At 61.6% G+C, this 17,576-nt stretch carries 15 protein-coding genes and 2 pseudogenes; 2 read left to right on the top strand and 15 right to left on the bottom strand.

The window, feature by feature from the left end; translation table 11 throughout:
- Window positions 1-146: 146 nt before the first annotated feature.
- The 15 genes and pseudogenes from ACHMXK_RS02545 to ACHMXK_RS02475 form a co-directional block, all read right to left on the bottom strand.
- Entirely contained in the window at window positions 147-1,004 is an 858-nt protein-coding gene (locus ACHMXK_RS02545) for a pseudouridine synthase (protein ID WP_397437405.1), read from the bottom strand.
- A gap of 75 nt (window positions 1,005-1,079) precedes the next feature.
- Window positions 1,080-1,787 carry a two-component system response regulator KdpE gene (gene kdpE, locus ACHMXK_RS02540; protein ID WP_397437403.1) on the bottom strand — a complete coding sequence of 236 codons (708 nt, stop codon included), beginning with the start codon at window positions 1,785-1,787 and terminating at the stop codon, window positions 1,080-1,082.
- A 63-nt stretch (window positions 1,788-1,850) separates the two neighbouring features.
- Window positions 1,851-4,556, bottom strand: a complete 2,706-nt coding sequence (locus ACHMXK_RS02535) for a DUF4118 domain-containing protein (RefSeq protein WP_397437402.1) — start codon at window positions 4,554-4,556, stop codon at window positions 1,851-1,853.
- A gap of 71 nt (window positions 4,557-4,627) precedes the next feature.
- Window positions 4,628-5,470 (bottom strand): TorF family putative porin, encoded by an 843-nt coding sequence (locus ACHMXK_RS02530; protein WP_397437400.1) that lies wholly within the window; start codon window positions 5,468-5,470, stop codon window positions 4,628-4,630.
- 85 nt (window positions 5,471-5,555) lie between these two features.
- Window positions 5,556-5,693, bottom strand: a complete 138-nt coding sequence (locus ACHMXK_RS02525; protein ID WP_397437398.1) for a hypothetical protein — start codon at window positions 5,691-5,693, stop codon at window positions 5,556-5,558.
- On the bottom strand, window positions 5,683-6,114 hold the full coding sequence (locus ACHMXK_RS02520) for a hypothetical protein (RefSeq protein ID WP_397437396.1): 432 nt from the start codon (window positions 6,112-6,114) through the stop codon (window positions 5,683-5,685). Before ACHMXK_RS02520 ends, ACHMXK_RS02525 begins: the two co-directional genes overlap by 11 nt.
- A 96-nt stretch (window positions 6,115-6,210) precedes the next feature.
- Window positions 6,211-6,855, bottom strand: a complete 645-nt coding sequence (locus tag ACHMXK_RS02515) for a CorA family divalent cation transporter (protein ID WP_397437394.1) — start codon at window positions 6,853-6,855, stop codon at window positions 6,211-6,213.
- Window positions 6,856-6,893: 38 nt separating this feature from the next.
- Entirely contained in the window at window positions 6,894-7,037 is a 144-nt protein-coding gene (locus tag ACHMXK_RS02510) for a hypothetical protein (protein ID WP_397437392.1), read from the bottom strand.
- Window positions 7,027-7,284 (bottom strand): hypothetical protein, encoded by a 258-nt coding sequence (locus ACHMXK_RS02505; protein ID WP_397437390.1) that lies wholly within the window; start codon window positions 7,282-7,284, stop codon window positions 7,027-7,029. Before ACHMXK_RS02505 ends, ACHMXK_RS02510 begins: the two co-directional genes overlap by 11 nt.
- Before the next feature lie 92 nt (window positions 7,285-7,376).
- Window positions 7,377-7,949 (bottom strand): potassium-transporting ATPase subunit KdpC, encoded by a 573-nt coding sequence (gene kdpC / locus ACHMXK_RS02500; protein WP_397442420.1) that lies wholly within the window; start codon window positions 7,947-7,949, stop codon window positions 7,377-7,379.
- 88 nt (window positions 7,950-8,037) lie between these two features.
- A complete protein-coding gene (gene kdpB, locus ACHMXK_RS02495; protein ID WP_397437388.1) occupies window positions 8,038-10,125 on the bottom strand; it encodes a potassium-transporting ATPase subunit KdpB in 2,088 nt (695 codons plus the stop codon).
- Between the two features lie 24 nt (window positions 10,126-10,149).
- Window positions 10,150-11,950, bottom strand: a pseudogene (gene kdpA / locus ACHMXK_RS02490) (potassium-transporting ATPase subunit KdpA).
- Entirely contained in the window at window positions 11,950-12,048 is a 99-nt protein-coding gene (locus ACHMXK_RS02485) for a potassium-transporting ATPase subunit F (protein ID WP_397437386.1), read from the bottom strand. Before ACHMXK_RS02485 ends, kdpA begins: the two are co-directional and overlap by 1 nt.
- A 330-nt stretch (window positions 12,049-12,378) precedes the next feature.
- Window positions 12,379-13,743, bottom strand: coding sequence for a dicarboxylate/amino acid:cation symporter (locus tag ACHMXK_RS02480; RefSeq protein ID WP_397437385.1), 1,365 nt, complete (start codon window positions 13,741-13,743; stop codon window positions 12,379-12,381).
- A gap of 200 nt (window positions 13,744-13,943) precedes the next feature.
- Window positions 13,944-14,675, bottom strand: a complete 732-nt coding sequence (locus ACHMXK_RS02475) for a Crp/Fnr family transcriptional regulator (protein ID WP_397437384.1) — start codon at window positions 14,673-14,675, stop codon at window positions 13,944-13,946.
- 163 nt (window positions 14,676-14,838) lie between these two features.
- On the opposite strand from ACHMXK_RS02475, the gene ACHMXK_RS02470 reads away from it, so the two are divergent.
- Both ACHMXK_RS02470 and ACHMXK_RS02465 read left to right on the top strand, forming a co-directional pair.
- A complete protein-coding gene (locus ACHMXK_RS02470) occupies window positions 14,839-16,785 on the top strand; it encodes an AMP-dependent synthetase/ligase (protein WP_397437382.1) in 1,947 nt (648 codons plus the stop codon).
- Window positions 16,782-17,563: pseudogene (locus ACHMXK_RS02465) on the top strand (ABC transporter ATP-binding protein). Before ACHMXK_RS02470 ends, ACHMXK_RS02465 begins: the two are co-directional and overlap by 4 nt.
- Window positions 17,564-17,576: the final 13 nt, after the last annotated feature.

The following is a 17,576-nucleotide window of genomic DNA, read 5'->3' as shown; positions in this document are numbered from 1 at the left end:
CAAAAACCGGCATGTCATTCCTTGTGGGCCGCTGCCAGCCGGCCAAACATCCCCCAGCCGCAGAAAATGGCTGAGAACAGGCGAAAAAAAGGGGCCAAAAGTGGCCCCATGGTGGAAAACGGGCTAAAACCCGCAGGCGTTCGGCCTTAAAACCGTTCGTGCGGCGCGAGGTAGCGCCACTGGCCCACCGGCAGATGACCCAGGTTGACATGGCCGATACGCACACGTTTGAGGCCGGTGACAAACAGGCCAACTTGTTCACACATGCGACGAATTTGGCGTTTTTTGCCTTCTTTGAGCACAAAACGCAGCTGTTCGGGGTTTTGCCAGCTGACCTGGGCCGGCCGCAAGGCCTGGCCGTCCAGGCTCAAGCCGTGGCAGAGCAACGCCAGCTTTTCGCGCGGGAAAGCCGCTTGCACATTCACAGTCTCCGGGCCGTAGCTGACGCGTACCAGATATTCTTTTTCGATTTCCGAGTCTTCGCCGATCAGCTGGCGCGCGACACGCCCGTCCTGGGTCAACACCAGCAAACCAATCGAGTCGATGTCCAGCCGGCCGGCCGGCGCCAGGCCGCGTAATTGCTCATGGCCCCAGCGCATGCGGCTGTTGCACTCGCTCCAGCGGTTTTGCGGCTGTACCAGCACCACCGCCGGCTCATGGCCGTCTTCGGCCTGACCGCTGACGTAACCCACGGGTTTGTTGATCAGAATCGTGACCTGCTGGCGCTGCTGCTGTTCGGCTTCGCGCGCCACCTCGATACGCGCATTGGCCGCCACCGGCTGGCCCATCACCGCTGGTGCGCCGTTGACACGGACCCAGCCCCGCGCGATCCAGTCGTCGGCTTCGCGGCGCGAACACAGGCCGAGTTCGGCCATGCGTTTGTTCAGGCGAATGGTCGCGCCTGTCGATGGCGGGGCCTTGGGGTCGGCCGCGCGTATACGCGTGGCGGTGGGTGCGGCGGGAGAGAGAGGTTTGGGCGCTTTGCCAGGTGGTAGGTCGGACATAAATTCACTATCTATTTTATAGCTGCTTGCGCCCGTTGATATTGGGCTAGAGCCTTTTTTGGCATATAAAAACGGTCAGATGGGCAACAGGCGGTAACCCACGGCCGTTTCCGTCAGCAGGTGCTGCGGCTGGGCCGGATCGGCCTCCAGCTTCTGCCGCAAGTGTCCCATGTATATGCGCAGGTAGTGGCTTTGCTCGGCGTGTGACGGGCCCCACACCTCGCGCAGCAACTGGCGGTGCGTGAGCACGCGGCCGGCATTCGCCATCAACACGGTCAGCAGGCGGTACTCGGTGGGCGTGAGATGCACTTCCGCGCCCTTGCGGCGTACCAGCCTGGCCTGCCGGTCCACCTCGACCTCGCCGAACCGGAACACCGGGTCGGCCTCTTCCGTCTGGCTGCCGTCGGTGGCGGCGGCCCGCGGCCGGCGCAGGTTGGCGCGCACCCGGGCCAGCAGTTCGCCGACGCCAAAGGGTTTGGTCAGGTAATCGTCGGCGCCGGCATCGAGTGCGGCGATTTTGTCGGCTTCGTCGGCACGTGCCGACAACACAATGATGGGCACACCCGACCAGCCGCGCACATCGCGGATCAAGTCCAGGCCGTCACCGTCGGGCAGCCCGAGGTCCAGCACCAGCAGATCCGGCTTGCGTGTGCCGGCTTCGGTCAAGCCGCGCTGCGCGGTGTCGGCTTCATGCACTTGCCAGCCCTCGGCCTCGAGCGCGCTGCGTACAAAGCGGCGGATTTGCGGCTCATCTTCGATGACGATAACAACTGGATGAGACATGGTCAGAGTTTAGGGCCTGCATAACACCGCTCAGCGCGGACGCCCCAGCCAAAGTGGCAGGACTTACAAATCGTCAAGGGCCGGTGCAGGCGGCGCGCGACGCGGCAGGGTCAGAACGAATTCTGCGCCTCCGCCGTTGGTATTGCCAGCCACAATCCGGCCGCGGTGCGCGTCGACCACGGCTTTGCAAATGGCCAGCCCCAGGCCGACGCCAGGAGTGGCGGACTCGGCCTGGCCGCGTGTGAATTTGTCGAACAACTCGGCTTCGCGGCCGCGCAGCGCAAGCGGCAGCCCAGTCCCCTGATCGCGCACGCTGAGCACCAGGCTGTCCGAGGTGACGCGGGCCGTGACCGCTATAGGCGGCGCGCCATATTTGGCGGCGTTTTCCAGCAGGTTCACCAGCACCCGCTCCATCAGCACGGCGTCAAACTCCACCAGCGGCAGATCCGGCGGCACATCGGTGTGTACGGCCAGGCCGCCCAGCGCATGTTGCGCGGCACGGATCGCCGAACCCACTACCTCCTCGACCGACTGCCACTCGCTGCGCAGGTTCACGCCGCCATTTTGCAAACGCGCCATGTCCAGCAAATTGGTCACCAGGGCGCTGAGCTGGCGCGCCTGCTGCGTCATGGCCTGAGCCATCTCGGCCTGCGGGCCCGTGGGCAACAAACGTTGCAACGACTCGGCCAGGCCGATCAGCGCCGTCAGCGGTGTCCGCACATCATGCGAAATCGCCGCCAGCAAGGTGTTGCGCAGCCGCTCCGACTCCATCTGCACCACGGCCTGCTGGGCAATGTCCACGTAATGCACACGCTCCAGCGCGATGGCGATTTGCCGCGCCAGCGTATCGAGTTGCTGCATGTGTTCGGGGACCAGCAACCAGCGCGCCTGCGCCGGTTTGAGCGCCAACACACCGCGTACCCGCATAGGCGCTTTCAGCGGAATGTAATGCCAGGACTGGGCCGACAGGGTGGACGTGGCCAGGCCCGCCGACTGGGTGTTGCGAAACGCCCAGTCGGCGACGCTGGGGTCAAAATCCACAGGCACGTTTTTGTCAAGCAGCACCAGCTGGTCATACGCATCGGTCGCCAGCACCAGCGCCTGGCCGCCAAAATTGCGCCGCACCGCCGCCTCACCGAGTTCGGCCACTTGCGAGCCCAGCAGTGCGGCCGACAGGTCACGGGTAAGTTCAAACAGCGACTGTGCACGACGTTCGCGACTCGCCGAAATCCGCGCCTGGAAACGCAGGCCAGCTGTCAATTGCCCGGTCAGCAACCCCACCACCAGCATGACGGCAAAGGTCACCAGGTACTGCACGTCGGTCACGGCAAACGACATGCGCGGTTCGACAAAAAAGTAGTCGAACGTGGCCACATTGAGGAAAGCCGCCAGCGCCGCCGGGCCGCGGCCGAACTTCAGCGCGACGCCCACCGTGCCCAGCAAAAACAGCATGACAATGTTGGCCAGGTCAAAAAAGCCCAGCAGCGGCAAGGCCAGCAAGGTGATGGCCGCACTGCTGGCCGCGGCCCAGGCGTAGGGCGGCAGGCGGCCCTGCCAGGCCGTGGCATCGACGTCGTCCTCGCTGCGCGCGGTACTGCGCACCAAGCGCCGGGCGCTCTCGGCATGCCCCACTTCGACGATGTCCAGCGTGGGCGCCAACGTGGCCAGCCGACGCGTCATGCTGCGCTGACTCCAGAATACGGACCAGCCCGACAGCTGTGGCCGCCCGACCACCAGGATGGCGCAGTTGAGCAATTGCGCTTGCGCCACCAGTTCGTCCGCCGCATCGCTGCCGGCCAGCACGGCGGTCTCAGCGCCCAGCTCTTCCGCCAGCTTGATCACCGCCAGCACCCGATCGCGCGGTGCCACGCCGCGGCGTTGCAGGCGCGGCGTCTCCACATAAGCCGCATACCAGCGCACATTGAGCTGGCCGGCCAGCCGCGCCGCGGTGCGCACGGTCTGCTCGGCGCCTTCGCGCGGGCCTATGCAGGCCAGGATGGCGCCCTCGGTGTTCCACACCGGCGCGATGGATTTTTCCACGCGGTAGCTGCGCACGTCGTCTTCGACATGTTCGGCCGTGCGCCGCAAGGCGATCTCACGCAAGGCAATCAGGTTGCCCTTGCGAAAAAAGTTTTGCGCCGCGCGTTCCGCCTGCTGCGGCAGGTAGACCTTGCCGGCTTTGAGCCGCCCCATCAACTCATCGGGCGTCACGTCGACCAAGATGATTTCATCGGCGGCATCCAGCACCGTGTCCGGCACCGTCTCATGGACACGGATGCCGGTGATGGCGCCCACCGTGCCGTTCAGGCTTTCGAGATGCTGGACGTTGATTGCCGACCAGACATCAATGCCAGCTTCCAGCAACTCCTGCACGTCCTGCCAGCGTTTGGGATGGCGCGAGCCGTCGACATTGCTGTGCGCCAGTTCATCGACCAGCAACACCTCAGGCTTGCGCGCGAGCGCCGCGTCCAGGTCAAACTCCTGCAGGCTGCGGCCGCGGTAAGCCACTTGGCGCAGCGGCAGTTGCTCCAGCCCCACCAGCAATTCAGCGGTTTCGCTGCGCCCATGGGTTTCAATCACACCCACCAGGACGTCGCGGCCGGCCCGGCTTTCGCGCTGGGCCGCACTCAACATGGCATAGGTTTTGCCCACACCGGCACTGGCACCAAAATAAATGCGCAGCTTGCCGCGGCGCGCGCGCTCGGCCTCGCCCCTGAGCTGCTCCAGGAGCTGGTCCGGGTCGGGTCTGGCGTCTGGGCTAAGCGCCATGAGGGGAGATCGTTGATGTCAAATGCATGGCCCGAAAGCGTAACACCCCGGCCTGCGCCGGGGTGTTTGTTTTAGAACGTTTTGCTGGCCGAAATCACCAAGGCAGTTTTCGCCAGCTTTTTCGGGTTCGCGCCGGCCGAATTCGTCGCCTGGTAATACTTGTTGTCAGCATCGGCGCCGACCACGGCCAGGTTCAGCGTCACGCCGGCGAACTCCTTGGCCACGGACACTTTGTAGTCGGTGTAGGACAGCTCGCTGTAGCGGCGAACACTGGTATGGCCGGCATGTAGGCCCAAGGTAACCTGCTTGCCCAGGTCGAAGCTGTAATTCAGATCCAGATAAGTCGTGCCCTTGGAGTTGCCACGTGCGGACAAGGCGTTGAAGTAGGCGTAACCGGCGGTGGTGCTGTTCAAGCCGAAATAGTCGGTGACGGCATACGATAGTTTGGCGTTGAAAGCGCCCTGTGTCAGGCCGACATAAATCTCGGTGTTGTCGTACTTGTTGCCGGTCGGCGTCGCCGGTGCGCTGTTCAGTTTGGCGCCGGGGTACATGTAATGCAGCACGCCCACATCGCCACTCAGGTTCTGGGTCAAGGGAAAGCGATAACCGCCATAAAGATCAAGCTCCAGGCCCGCGCCATTGTTGTAGGAATTGGACGAGACGCTGGAATTCCAGTTGCCCAGATAAAAGCCGCTGGCATGGGTGTAATCAAAACCACCCTGGATGGCCGGATGCCGGTAGCTTTGCGAGATGCCGCGAAAGCGATAGTCGGACACTGCGGCGATATTGCCGGTCAGTGTGTGCGGCGATGCCGGCTGGTCGGCAGCGGCGGCGCCGCTGGTTTGCGCATGTGCGGCGCCCAGGATGCACAACAGGCCTGCAGAAATGGACAACAGGTGTTTTTTCGGGATCATTCAATTTCCTTGGTTAAAAAAGGGGAGCGTTGGCGCTTGAACGCCAACCAGGGGAAAACAAGTTGTGGCCAGAAACGGCCGTGACTTAATCGTGGGTTCGGCGCGCTTGGCGAACACGGCGGGTCTGGCGTCTGCCTTGCCACCACACGATGAACCAGGCAAAACCAAGCGGCACGCCAAAAGCGGCCAAGGCGCACACCAGCCGCAGCAGTTCAGAATCCATGGATGTGTACGACTTTGGCGTGTTCACGACGAGGCTTGACGCACGGGATGACGCAGGCGACCACGCCGCCAATTTCGCCGCAAGGCAAACAGGCCTGAATTCGCGCGATCACAGTCGCCACCTGCCCTGCCGGAAAGCGGATTTCCAGCTTGACACGGTTATCCCGAGGCATAGGCACACTGCGCAGAATGGCGGCGTCCGGACAGGCCAGCAAAGCCTTGCGGGCTTGCAGCACGTCCTTGCTGGCCACCAGCATGTCGACCTGCTCAAAACGCTGCTTGGCGGGTAAGCGGTTCGCGGCCGTCGGCTGATCTAAAAATACCTGGCCAAGGCCGCGGTGTATGACACCGGCGGCCGGAGAAACCCGGGCGGAAAGAATGCTCATCATGGACTCCAAGGTCTTGCGGCCGGAAACGGCCATCGCGACAGATGAAGCATAAAAAATACGCCGTAAAAACGGGGATAAAGGCCTGCGACGCGGTGAAAAAAAAGCGTAAAAACCGTCACGTCTACGCACTTACTTTCGGCGCTGCCGCTTTTCCAAAATACGCACCAGCCCGTGCCAGCTGCCCCAGCCCAACAGCACCATGGCGATGCCGAACAGCGAATAGGCGATGCGCCAGTCGATGCCCTGGGTCATCATGCTGAACTCGGACATGCCGCCTATGCTGGCGATCAGATTCAGCGGCAGGAAGATGATGCTGATCAGGGTCAGCTTCTTCAGCAAAACGCTGACGTTGTTGTTGAGGATGGTGCCGCGCGCATCCATCAGGCCGGACACCACATCGCTGTAAATACGCGCCTGTCGGGCACACTGCTGGTTGTCGACCGTGAGGTCGTGCAGCGTGGCTATCTGGCTGGGGCTGAGCTGCAACCGGGGCGCATGGGCCTCCAGCCTGGCCAACACACCGCTGTTGGCCTCGATGGCGTTGATGTAATAAATCAGGCTTTCACCCAGCACCAGCATTTGCAGCAAATACTGCTTGTCCATCGATCCCGTGATCTTGGAGCCGAGTTCGGCTGTGATCTGTTTGATCACCTTGAGGTGGCCCAGGTAGTGGCGTATGGTCTGCTCCAGCAGCTTGGGCAGAACATCCTTCGCCGAGCCGCAACACTGGAACTCCCGCGCCGTGAACGACGGCGCATCCTCACCCACAATCACGATCAGCCGGCCTTCATCGCATGTTCTGCCTGATCGGGCTACTTGGGCGCAGGCGGAACAACGCGCTCGCGCACCTGCTGTTTTTTGGCCAGCCCCGCCTGCCATGCGAGGAAGCGAAGCACGGACAGTGTCAGCCCACAAACGATCCATGCCCCCAGGTCGCGCAAGCTTTCAGAATCCATGGGTCAGCCCATGGTTGGTCAAATGGCGTCGCCAGGAGTTCAGAGCGCCCATCTCGCCGCTGGGGATACGCGTCATGAGGATGTGCATGAGTTCTGACACCTGGTTCTCGGGCAGAAGAATTTCCAGCCGCACCAGGCCGTCCTGTGGCCGCGGCACGCAGCGCAGAACGCCAGTGTCAGGGCAGCCCGCCAGCAGACGTCGCGCCTGGAAAGCCTCACTGCTGGGGACGATGAGTTCCAGCACCATGAGTTTTCAGGCCGCCCACGCGCCTCTGGCGCCTGGTTGAAACGGCTTGCACCGAAGGATTCGCGATAAGCGGCGTAAGCCATGATGTCCTTTTAGGAAAGCGTCTCCAAGGCCAGATTGAGCTTGAGCACATTCACACGTGCTTCGCCGAAAAAGCCCAGCAACGGGGTTTCAGTCTGTTGTTCGACCAGGGCTTGTACCTTCCCGACCGGCACGTTTCTAGCCTTGGCCACACGCGCCACCTGGTAGGCCACTGCGGCCGGGCTGATGTGCGGGTCCAGTCCGCTGGACGACGCCGTGACCAGGTCCACCGGCACGGGTGCCGTGTTGCCCGGGTCGACTTCCTTGAGCGCGGCGATGCGGCCTTTGACGGCCTCCACCAGTGCCGGGTTCAGCGGGCCCTGGTTGGCGCCGCTGGACGACGAGGCGTTGTAAGACATGGGACCCGTGGCCGATGGCCGGCCCCAGAAATGTTTGGGATCGCTGAAGTTTTGCCCGATCAGGCTGGAACCGACGGGTTTGCCCTCGCGCAGGATCAGGCTGCCGGCGGCTTGGTCGGGAAACAAGGCCTGGGCCGCACCGGTGACCACCAGCGGATAGACCACGCCTGTGATCAGGGTCAAGGCGCCGAACAACACCAGAGCGGGACGAAGAATGTTTTTCATCGCCATCGGCCGGGCCGCCTCAACGGGGACTTGCACCTCCTTGGACGGCAAGGAACGCGTGTGGGTATGGGAGTTCATGATTTTTTCCTTAAATGAGGTTCATGGCCACGAGCAACATGTCGATCGCCTTGATGCCGATAAATGGCACGATCAGACCGCCCAGGCCATAGATAAGCAGGTTGCGGCGCAGCAGCGCGGCAGCCCCCACAGCGCGGTACTTGACACCCTTGAGCGCCAGCGGAATCAAAACCACGATGATCAGCGCGTTAAAAATCACCGCCGACAAGATGGCGGAGTTCGGGCTGCCCAACTGCATCACGTTCAGCGCTGACAGCTGGGGATAGGTGGTCACAAAAATCGCCGGAATGATGGCGAAATATTTGGCGACGTCGTTGGCAATCGAAAACGTGGTCAGCGAGCCACGTGTCATCAGCAGCGCCTTGCCGGTCTCCACCACCTCCAGCAGCTTGGTCGGATTGGAATCCAGATCCACCATGTTGGCGGCTTCCTTGGCCGCCTGGGTGCCGCTGTTCATGGCCACCGCCACGTCGGCCTGGGCCAGCGCCGGCGCGTCGTTGGTGCCGTCACCCATCATGGCCACCAGCCGGCCCTCTAGCTGGTACTGGCGAATCAGCTTGAGTTTGTCTTCGGGCGTGGCTTCGGCCAGGAAGTCGTCCACACCGGCCTCGGCGGCGATCGCCGCGGCTGTGAGTTTGTTGTCCCCGGTGATCATCACCGTCTTGATACCCATGCGACGCAGCTCGCCAAAACGCTCCTTGATGCCGGACTTGACGATGTCTTTCAGTTCCACGATGCCGAGCACGGTGCTGCCATCTGCCACGGCCAGCGGCGTGCTGCCGCGGCGTGCCACCTCGTCGGCAGCACGCGTGACTTCCGCGGGCATGCTGCCGCCATAAGCCTCCACATGTTTGCGAATCGCGTCCACAGCGCCCTTGCGCAGGTGGCGCATGCTGCCGTCCGTTTTCTGGACATCGACACCGCTCATGCGGGTTTGGGCCGTGAAGGGCACGGGGTGTGCCTCGCCCACCAGGGGCTGGGCGGCATTGAGCTTTTGCGCCAGCGTGGCAATGCTGCGACCTTCCGGCGTTTCATCGGCCACCGAGGCCTGCATGGCGCAGGTGGCGAGTTTTGTTTCCGACACGCCAGGCGCGGGCAAGAAGCTGGTGGCCTGACGATTGCCGTGGGTGATGGTGCCGGTTTTGTCCAGCAGCAGCACGTCCACGTCACCGGCGGCTTCCACCGCACGGCCGGAGGTGGCAATCACATTGGCCTGCATCATGCGGCTCATGCCGGCCACACCGACGGCTGACAGCAGCCCGCCTATGGTGGTCGGAATCAGGCAAACCAGCAGGGCGATCAGCGCGGTGATGCTGACCACCTTGCCTGCGCCAGCTGCGTCAACGCTGAACATCGAAAACGGCAGCAATGTGACCGTCACCACCAGGAACACGATGGTCAGCGCCACCAGCAAAATCGTCAAGGCGATTTCATTCGGTGTTTTGGCACGTTTGGCACCTTCGACCATGCTGATCATGCGGTCCAGGAAGGACTCGCCGGGGTTGACCACGATACGCAGCACCAGCCAGTCGGACAACACGCGGGTGCCGCCCGTGACGGCAGAGAAGTCGCCGCCGGACTCGCGCACCACAGGCGCCGATTCGCCGGTGATGGCGCTCTCGTCCACCGTGGCCACACCTTCGATGACTTCGCCGTCCAGCGGAATCATGTCGCCGGCCTCGACCAGCACCACATCGCCTTTGCGCAGGTTTTCAGCCTGATCGGGCAACCAGGCGCTGCCATGGAAAGCCTTGCCGGCGCCGACTTGATACTTCTTGGCCCAGGTGCTTTTTTTCAGGCTGCGCAGCGAGGCCGCCTGGGCTTTGCTGCGGCCTTCGGCCAGCGCTTCGGCAAAGTTGGCGAACAACACGGTGAACCACAGCCACAAGGCCACGGCCAGGATAAAACCGGCCGGCGCTTCACCCTGGCCCTGCAGGGCCTGCAGCCCCAGCAAGGTCGTCAGGATGCTGCCGACATAAACAACAAACATCACCGGGTTGCGCCACTGCACACGCGGGTTCAGCTTGGCAAAGGATGCCACGATGGCCGGCTTGAGAAGCGCCGGGTCCAGCAATACAAATGTTTTTTGGGTACTCATATCAGTTACTTCTTTGCCTTGCAGTTATTGGGCAGGCCAGAGCATCAGGTGCTCAATCACCGGTCCCAGTGCCAATGCCGGCACGTAATTCAGCAGACCGACCAGCAACACGGTGCCAATCAGCAGCGTCACAAACAGGGGACCATGGGTAGGCATGGTGCCGGCCGTGACCGACAAACGTTTTTTGCTGGCCAGCGCACCGGCTATCGCCAGCACCGGCACGATCACACCGAAACGGCCCAGCCACATCGCCAGCCCCAGCAAGATGTTGTAAAACGGCGTGTTGGCCGAGAGACCGGCAAACGCACTGCCGTTGTTGTTGGCCGCCGAGGTCAGCGCGTACAAAATTTCCGAGAACCCGTGCGCACCAGGATTGGCAATCCCGGCCTTGCCGGCACCCGACATGACGGCGAGGGCCGTGCCTGCCAGCACCAGAATAGGCGTCACCAGGATGGCGATCGAGGTCAGCTTCATCTCATGCGACTCGATCTTCTTGCCCAGGTACTCCGGCGTGCGGCCTATCATCAAGCCGGCAATAAACACCGCCAGGATGGCAAACACCAGCATGCCGTACAGACCGGTACCCACACCGCCAAACACCACCTCACCGAGTTGCATCATGACCATGGGCACCATGCCACCCAGCGGGGTGTAGGAGTCGTGCATGGAGTTGACCGCACCGCAGGAAGCCGCCGTCGTTACCACCGCAAACAAGGTGGAAGCATTGATGCCGAAACGGGTTTCCTTGCCTTCCATGTTGCCGCCCGCTTGCAGGGTGCTGATGTTCTGGTCCACGCCCAGCGGCGTCAGCAGCGGGTTGCCCGCCTGCTCGGCCGGCGTGATGGCCACCACGGCGATCACAAACATCGCCGTCATCGCTGCCAGCACCGCCCAGCCCTGTCGCTGGTCACCCACCACCCGGCCAAAGGCAAAACACAAAGCCGCAGGAATGATAAAAATCGCAAGCATCTGCAGCAGGTTGCTCAGCGCGGTCGGATTTTCATAGGGATGGGCCGAGTTGGCGTTAAAGAAACCGCCGCCGTTGGTACCCAGCATCTTGATGGCTTCCTGCGAAGCCACCGGACCCATGGCCAGGGTCTGCTTGTCGGCTTTCAGGTCTTCCAGGACCGGTGCGCCCTTGGCATCCTTCAGCACCTCGCCATCCGCGCCTTTTTTCGGCTGCTGGTAGCTGGTCGTTTCCAGGGTGGTCACGTCCTTGTAGGCGTCAAAATTCTGGATCACGCCCTGGCCGACCAGAACAATCGCCAGCACCAGCGACAACGGCAGCAGCAGCCAGGCCGTGATGCGGGTGATGTCGACCCAGAAGTTGCCGATCGCGCCGGTGGAACGCGCTGCGAAGCCGCGGAACAAGGCAAACACCACGGCAATCCCGGTGGCCGCCGACAGGAAGTTCTGCACCGCCAGCGCCAGCATCTGCGTGAGGTAGCTCATGGTGGACTCACCGCCATAACCCTGCCAGTTGGTATTGGTCACAAAACTGATCGCCGTGTTGAAGGCAGAGTCAGGCGAGACCTCCCCCATGCCGGCCGGGTTGAGCGGTAGCCAAACCTGCAGGCGTTGCAAGGCGTAAACCACCAGCACACCCAAGAGGTTGAAGATCAGCAGCGCCAGCGCGTAGTGCGACCACTTCATGGTTTGGTCGGCCGAGGTGCCGGCCAGGCGGTACAGCGGCGCTTCGGCGCGAAGCATCCAGCCCGGCAAACGGCCTGTGTTTAAACGCGCAACCCATATCCCCAGCGGCCAGGCGGCCACCCCCCAAAATGCCGAGAAAAAGAGCCAACAAGCCCCAGGCAGAAGTAGTCATCAAAACTCCTCGGCGCAGATCAGCGCATAAACCAGATACGCCAGCAACGCGGTGGCCGCCATGGCGCCAAAGCCATACAAAATTTCAAGGCTGATCATGGCCGGCCCCCGGCAGGCTTCTCAAGCTTGCGAAAACCCCAGACCAGTAAAACCATCACACCCCATAAGGCGGCGGCCAGGGCGATATACGCGATATCCATGAAGCTTCTCCAACTTAAAAGTAATGGAAGAAGCTTAGGTTTTGGCGCGTAAAAACAGGGATGAAAGACGCACGGACTATGTATAAAAGGCGTAAAGATCCGGCCCGCTTGGCGGCCTCAGTTGAGCCGTTGGAGGAGATGCAAAGCCACGGTCTGGCATCCCCAGGCGCTTTCCCCAGCGCTGGGCTGACCACAGGTCCTCACTGCGCAAGGCGCGCAGACGAGCGTCTCAGTTCTTGGTTGCGGCCATGTGCCCGGTACGGGCATTGACCAGTGCTTCGGGCTCCTGCGCCTCCACCCAGGTCTCGTTGTTGAGGCCTGCCTGCAGCCGGTCCATGTCCAGCTCATTGGTCCACTTGGCGACGACCAGGGTGGCGACGCCATTGCCGATCAAGTTGGTCAAGGCGCGGGCTTCCGACATGAAGCGGTCAATCCCCAGGATCAGCGCCAGCCCCGCCACCGGCACCGTCCCGACCGCCGACAACGTGGCGGCCAGCACGATGAAGCCGCTACCGGTGACGCCGGCCGCTCCTTTGGAGGTCAGCACCAACACCCCTAGCAAGGTGATCTCCTGCATCAAGGTCAGCGGCGTGTTGGTGGCCTGCGCGATGAAAACGGCGGCCATGGTCAGATAAATCGAGGTGCCGTCGAGGTTGAATGAGTAGCCCGTCGGAATCACCAGGCCGACGCAGGTCTTATTGGCACCCAGGTTCTCCATCTTCTCCATCATGCGCGGCAGCACCGACTCGGACGACGAGGTGCCCAACACAATCAGCAGTTCTTCCTTGATGTATTTGATGAGCTTCCAGATGCTGAAACCGTGGAAACGCGCGATCAGTCCGAGCACGACAAAAATGAACAGCAGGCAGGTCAGGTAAAACACCGCCATCAGCTTGCCGAGTGAAAAAAGCGAGCCAATGCCATATTTTCCGATGGTGAAGGCCATGGCGCCAAAAGCGCCAATCGGTGCCAGCTTCATGATGTAACCCACGATGGTGAACAGCACGTGCGAGCCCTTCTCGATCACGTCAAACACCAAGGTGCCGCGCCCGCCAAAACGGTGCAAGGCAAAGCCGAACAGGACGGCGATCAGCAAGACCTGGAGAATCTCGCCCTTGGCGAAGGCATCAACCAGCGTGTTCGGAATGATGCTTCCCAGAAACTCCACCGTGCCCTGCATCTTGCCTGGGCCGGTGTAGGCCGAAAGCGCTTTGGTGTCCAGCGTCGCGGGATCAACGTTCATGCCCGCGCCGGGCTTGATGAGATTGACCAGCACCAGCCCGACCAGCAAGGCGATGGAGCTGACCACCTCGAAGTACAGCAAGGCCAGGCCGCCGGTTTTGCCAACCTTCTTCATGTCTTCCATGCCAGCGATGCCGACCACCACGGTACAAAAAATGATGGGTGCAATCATCATCTTGATCAGCTTGATGAAACCGTCGCCCAGCGGTTTCATGGCTTCGCCAAGCGACGGGTAGAAGTGACCGAGCAGCACGCCAATGATCACCGCCGTGATGACCTGCACATAAAGCGATCGGTACAGCCGTGGCTTGGGGACTGTGGGCGCTTTGGGCGTTGTGGCTGCTGTTGACATTGAGCTTCTCCTTGAAAAGGCATCGCATCCGTCGGCCGAACTGGTGTACAACTATTTCACTATAGTCCCGATCGATGGCCACACGCAAACACATGGACCGGCGGCACGATGGCCCGTGCAACGCTCCGGCTCAAGGCTTGCCCGGCGCCTGCACCGGACACTCAAATCGCTATCAAATTAATAGCTACCTGCAATCACCCCTATTGGGCCAGAGGTGTTTTTAAGGATAAAACGCTGGAGCGAAGCGCCTCCAGGTCCAGCACACGCAAACCGCCATATTCAATGCGGATCGTGCCCTGCGCCTGCAGATTGGCCAGGGCTTCGTTCACACGCTGGCGCGACAAACCCACCAGGTAGGCCATTTCCTGCTGGGTGATGCGCAGGATTTCACCCACGCCCGGGTAAAGCACCGGGTTGAACAGCGCCGCCAGGCTGCGTGCCACACGCAGGTCGGGGTTGTTCATGCGATCAATCTCGCGTGCGGCGATGAACTGGCCCAGACGTTCATTGAGCTGGTTCATCACAAAGCGGTTAAAACCGATGGAGTGGTCCAGCAGCCAGTGAAAGGTATCGACCGGCAAGCCGGCGACCACACTTTTGCGCAAGGCCTGGATGTTGTAACGGTAAGGCTCGCGCTTGAGCGCCGTACCCTCACCAAACCAGCCGCCAGGCGGCACGCCGGTAAACGTCATGGTCATGCCCTGCGCGTTGTCGCTGCTCATCTTGAGCAGGCCTTCGACCACGCCAAACCAGTAGGTCACCGGTTTGCCGACACGGCACACGTAGTCGCCCGGCAAGGCATCACCCACGGTCAATTCGGCCACCGCCTGCTCGCGCTCGACCGGCAGCAGCAGCCTCAGCCAGGGAATGCCCGCCAGCTCTCCCGCCTCGGGGCGACGGCGACGCTGATGCAGTGGCAACTCGTGGGTCATGGCGGGGTCCAAGCAATGAGATGCGGGAAAGTCCGGGGAGGGGTGACCCCTAAATTGTCGGCCAAATGACAACTCGACGTCAAATGCAGGCCTAGGATGCGATGCATACACCGACGCGTCGTCCCTTGACGGACGTCGCCAACGCTGGAGACAAGGGTACCGAATGTTGACCACCTTTCCCCGATTGCTGCTGAAACATGCCAGCGAGCGCCCCGAGGCGCCGGCCATGCGTGAGAAGGAATACGGCATCTGGCAAGCGCACAGCTGGGCCGGCATGGCCACCCTGGTGGAGCACATTGCCTGCGGCCTGCACCAGGCCGGGCTGCAACGCGGCGAACACATGGTGGTCATAGGCGCGAACCGGCCCCGGCTCTACGCCACCATGCTGGCGGCCCAGTCGCTGGGCGCGATTGCCGTGCCGCTGTACCAGGACGCGGTGAGTGCCGAATGTGTGTTTCCGATCACCAACGCCGAGGTGCGTTTTGCCATGGTCGAGGACCAGGAGCAGGTCGACAAGCTGCTGGAAATTCGCAGCCAGTGCCCCCTGCTCACCACGATTATTTTTGACGACCCGCGCGGCCTGCGCAACTACCAGGAGACGGGCCTGGGCGCGCTGGACGCACTGATCGCCGAAGGCCAGGCCTTTGCCCGCCAGCAACCGGCGTTTTTCAAGGCAGAAATTGACAAGGCCCAACCCGATGACGTGGCCGCCATGTTTTTCACCTCCGGCACCACCGGCAATCCCAAGGGTGTGGTGCACACGCACAACACCCTACTGGACCGCGCCCAGGCCGGCGCAGAATTCGACAAACTGAGCAGCAACGAGGAAGTGCTGGCTTATCTGCCGCCGGCCTGGATAGGCCAGAACATCTTCAGCTATGCGCAATGGTTGTGTTGCGGCTACGTGGTGAACTGCCCCGAAAACGCCAGCACCGTCACCATCGACCTCAAGGAAGTCGGTCCGACCTATTACTTCGCGCCACCGCGTATCTTTGAAGGCCTGCTGACCAGCGTGATGATTCGCATGGAAGATGCGGGCGTCCTCAAACGCAAGATGTTCCACTTCTTCATGGGCGTCGCCAAACGTGTCGGACCGGCCCTGATGGACGGCCAAGCCGTCAGCGCCGGCAACCGGCTGCTGTATGCCCTGGGTCAGGCCATGGTGTACGGCCCACTGCGCAACAACCTGGGCTTCAGCCGGGTGCGTGTGGCCTACACGGCAGGCGAAGCCATAGGTCCGGACCTGTTTACCTTTTACCGCTCGATAGGCATCAACCTCAAGCAGCTCTACGGCTCGACCGAAACCGCCGTGTTTGTCTGCCTGCAGCCGGACAACCAGGCGCGCGCCGACACCGTGGGTGTGCCGATCAAGGGCGTACAGATCAAGGTCGCCGACAACGGCGAAATCCTTGTCAAGTCCGCTGGCCTCCTCAAGGGCTATTACAAAAACCCGGCTGCCACGGCCGAGGTCTTGACCGTGGACGGCTGGTACCACACCAGCGACGCCGGCTTTCTCGATGCCAGTGGCCACCTGAAAATCATAGACCGCGTGAAAGACGTGGGCCGTATCAAGGGCGGCGCCAACGACGGCGCGATGTTTGCGCCCAAATACGTGGAGAACAAACTCAAGTTCTTTCCGCACATCAAGGAAGTCGTGGCCTATGGCGACGGCCGCGAAAAAGTCTGCGTGATGCTCAACATCGACTTTGACGCGGTGGGCAACTGGGCCGAACGGCGCAACCTGCCTTATGCCGGTTACACCGACCTGGCGCAAAAAACCGAGGTCTATCAACTGGTCAAGGAGTGCGTCGAAAAAGTCAACGCCGACCTGAGTATTGACACCTTGCTGGCCGGCTCGCAAATCAGCCGCTTCCTGGTGCTGCACAAGGAACTCGATGCCGACGATGGTGAGCTGACACGGACTAACAAGGTGCGCCGCGGTTTTATCGCCGACAAATACCAGCCCCTGATCAATGCGCTGTACAGCGGCAAGGCCGAGCAGTTTATTGAAACCGTGGTCAAGTTTGAAGACGGCCGCAGCGGCAGCGTGAGCGCCACGCTGAAGATCAGCGATACCAAAACCTTTGCACCGGTGAAGGCCGCAGCATGAACAAGCGAATTGGCGACGTCATCCTGGACGTGCACAACATCAGCCTGAGTTTTGGCGGGGTCAAGGCGCTGTCGGATATTTCCTTCAATGTGAAGGAACACGAAATCCGCGCCATCATCGGCCCCAACGGCGCCGGCAAAAGTTCCATGCTCAATTGCATCAATGGTGTCTACACGCCGCAGCAAGGCTCCATCACCTTTCGCGGCCAGACCTTCAAACACATGAACAGCCACCAGGTGGCCGTCATGGGGGTGGCGCGCACCTTCCAGAACCTGGCGCTGTTCAAGGGCATGAGTGTGCTCGACAACATCATGACGGGGCGCAACCTCAAGATCAAAAGCAATCTGCTGCTGCAGGCCTTGCGCATAGGCCCGGCCCAGAAGGAAGAGTTCCAGCACCGCGAAGCGGTTGAAAAATCATCGACTTCCTGGAAATCCAGGCCTACCGCAAGACACCGGTGGGGCAACTGCCCTACGGCCTGCAAAAACGCGTGGACCTGGGCCGCGCGCTGGCGATGGAGCCGCAGGTGCTGCTGCTGGATGAACCCATGGCCGGCATGAACGTGGAAGAAAAACAGGACATGTGCCGCTTCGTACTCGACGTCAACGACGAGTTCGGCACCACCATCGTGCTGATCGAACACGACATGGGTGTGGTGATGGACATCTCCGACCGCGTCGTGGTGCTGGACTACGGCAAAAAAATCGGCGACGGAACACCCGATGAAGTGCGCAACAACCCGGATGTGATCAAGGCCTACCTCGGAACGAGTCATTGATATGTACAACAAC

It is taken from the genome of Polaromonas sp. UC242_47 (assembly GCF_044452385.1).
Classification (GTDB): Bacteria; Pseudomonadota; Gammaproteobacteria; order Burkholderiales; family Burkholderiaceae_C; genus Polaromonas.
The sequence above is the reverse complement of the archived record's forward strand: the minus strand, read 5'-3'. Positions and strand labels throughout refer to the sequence as shown.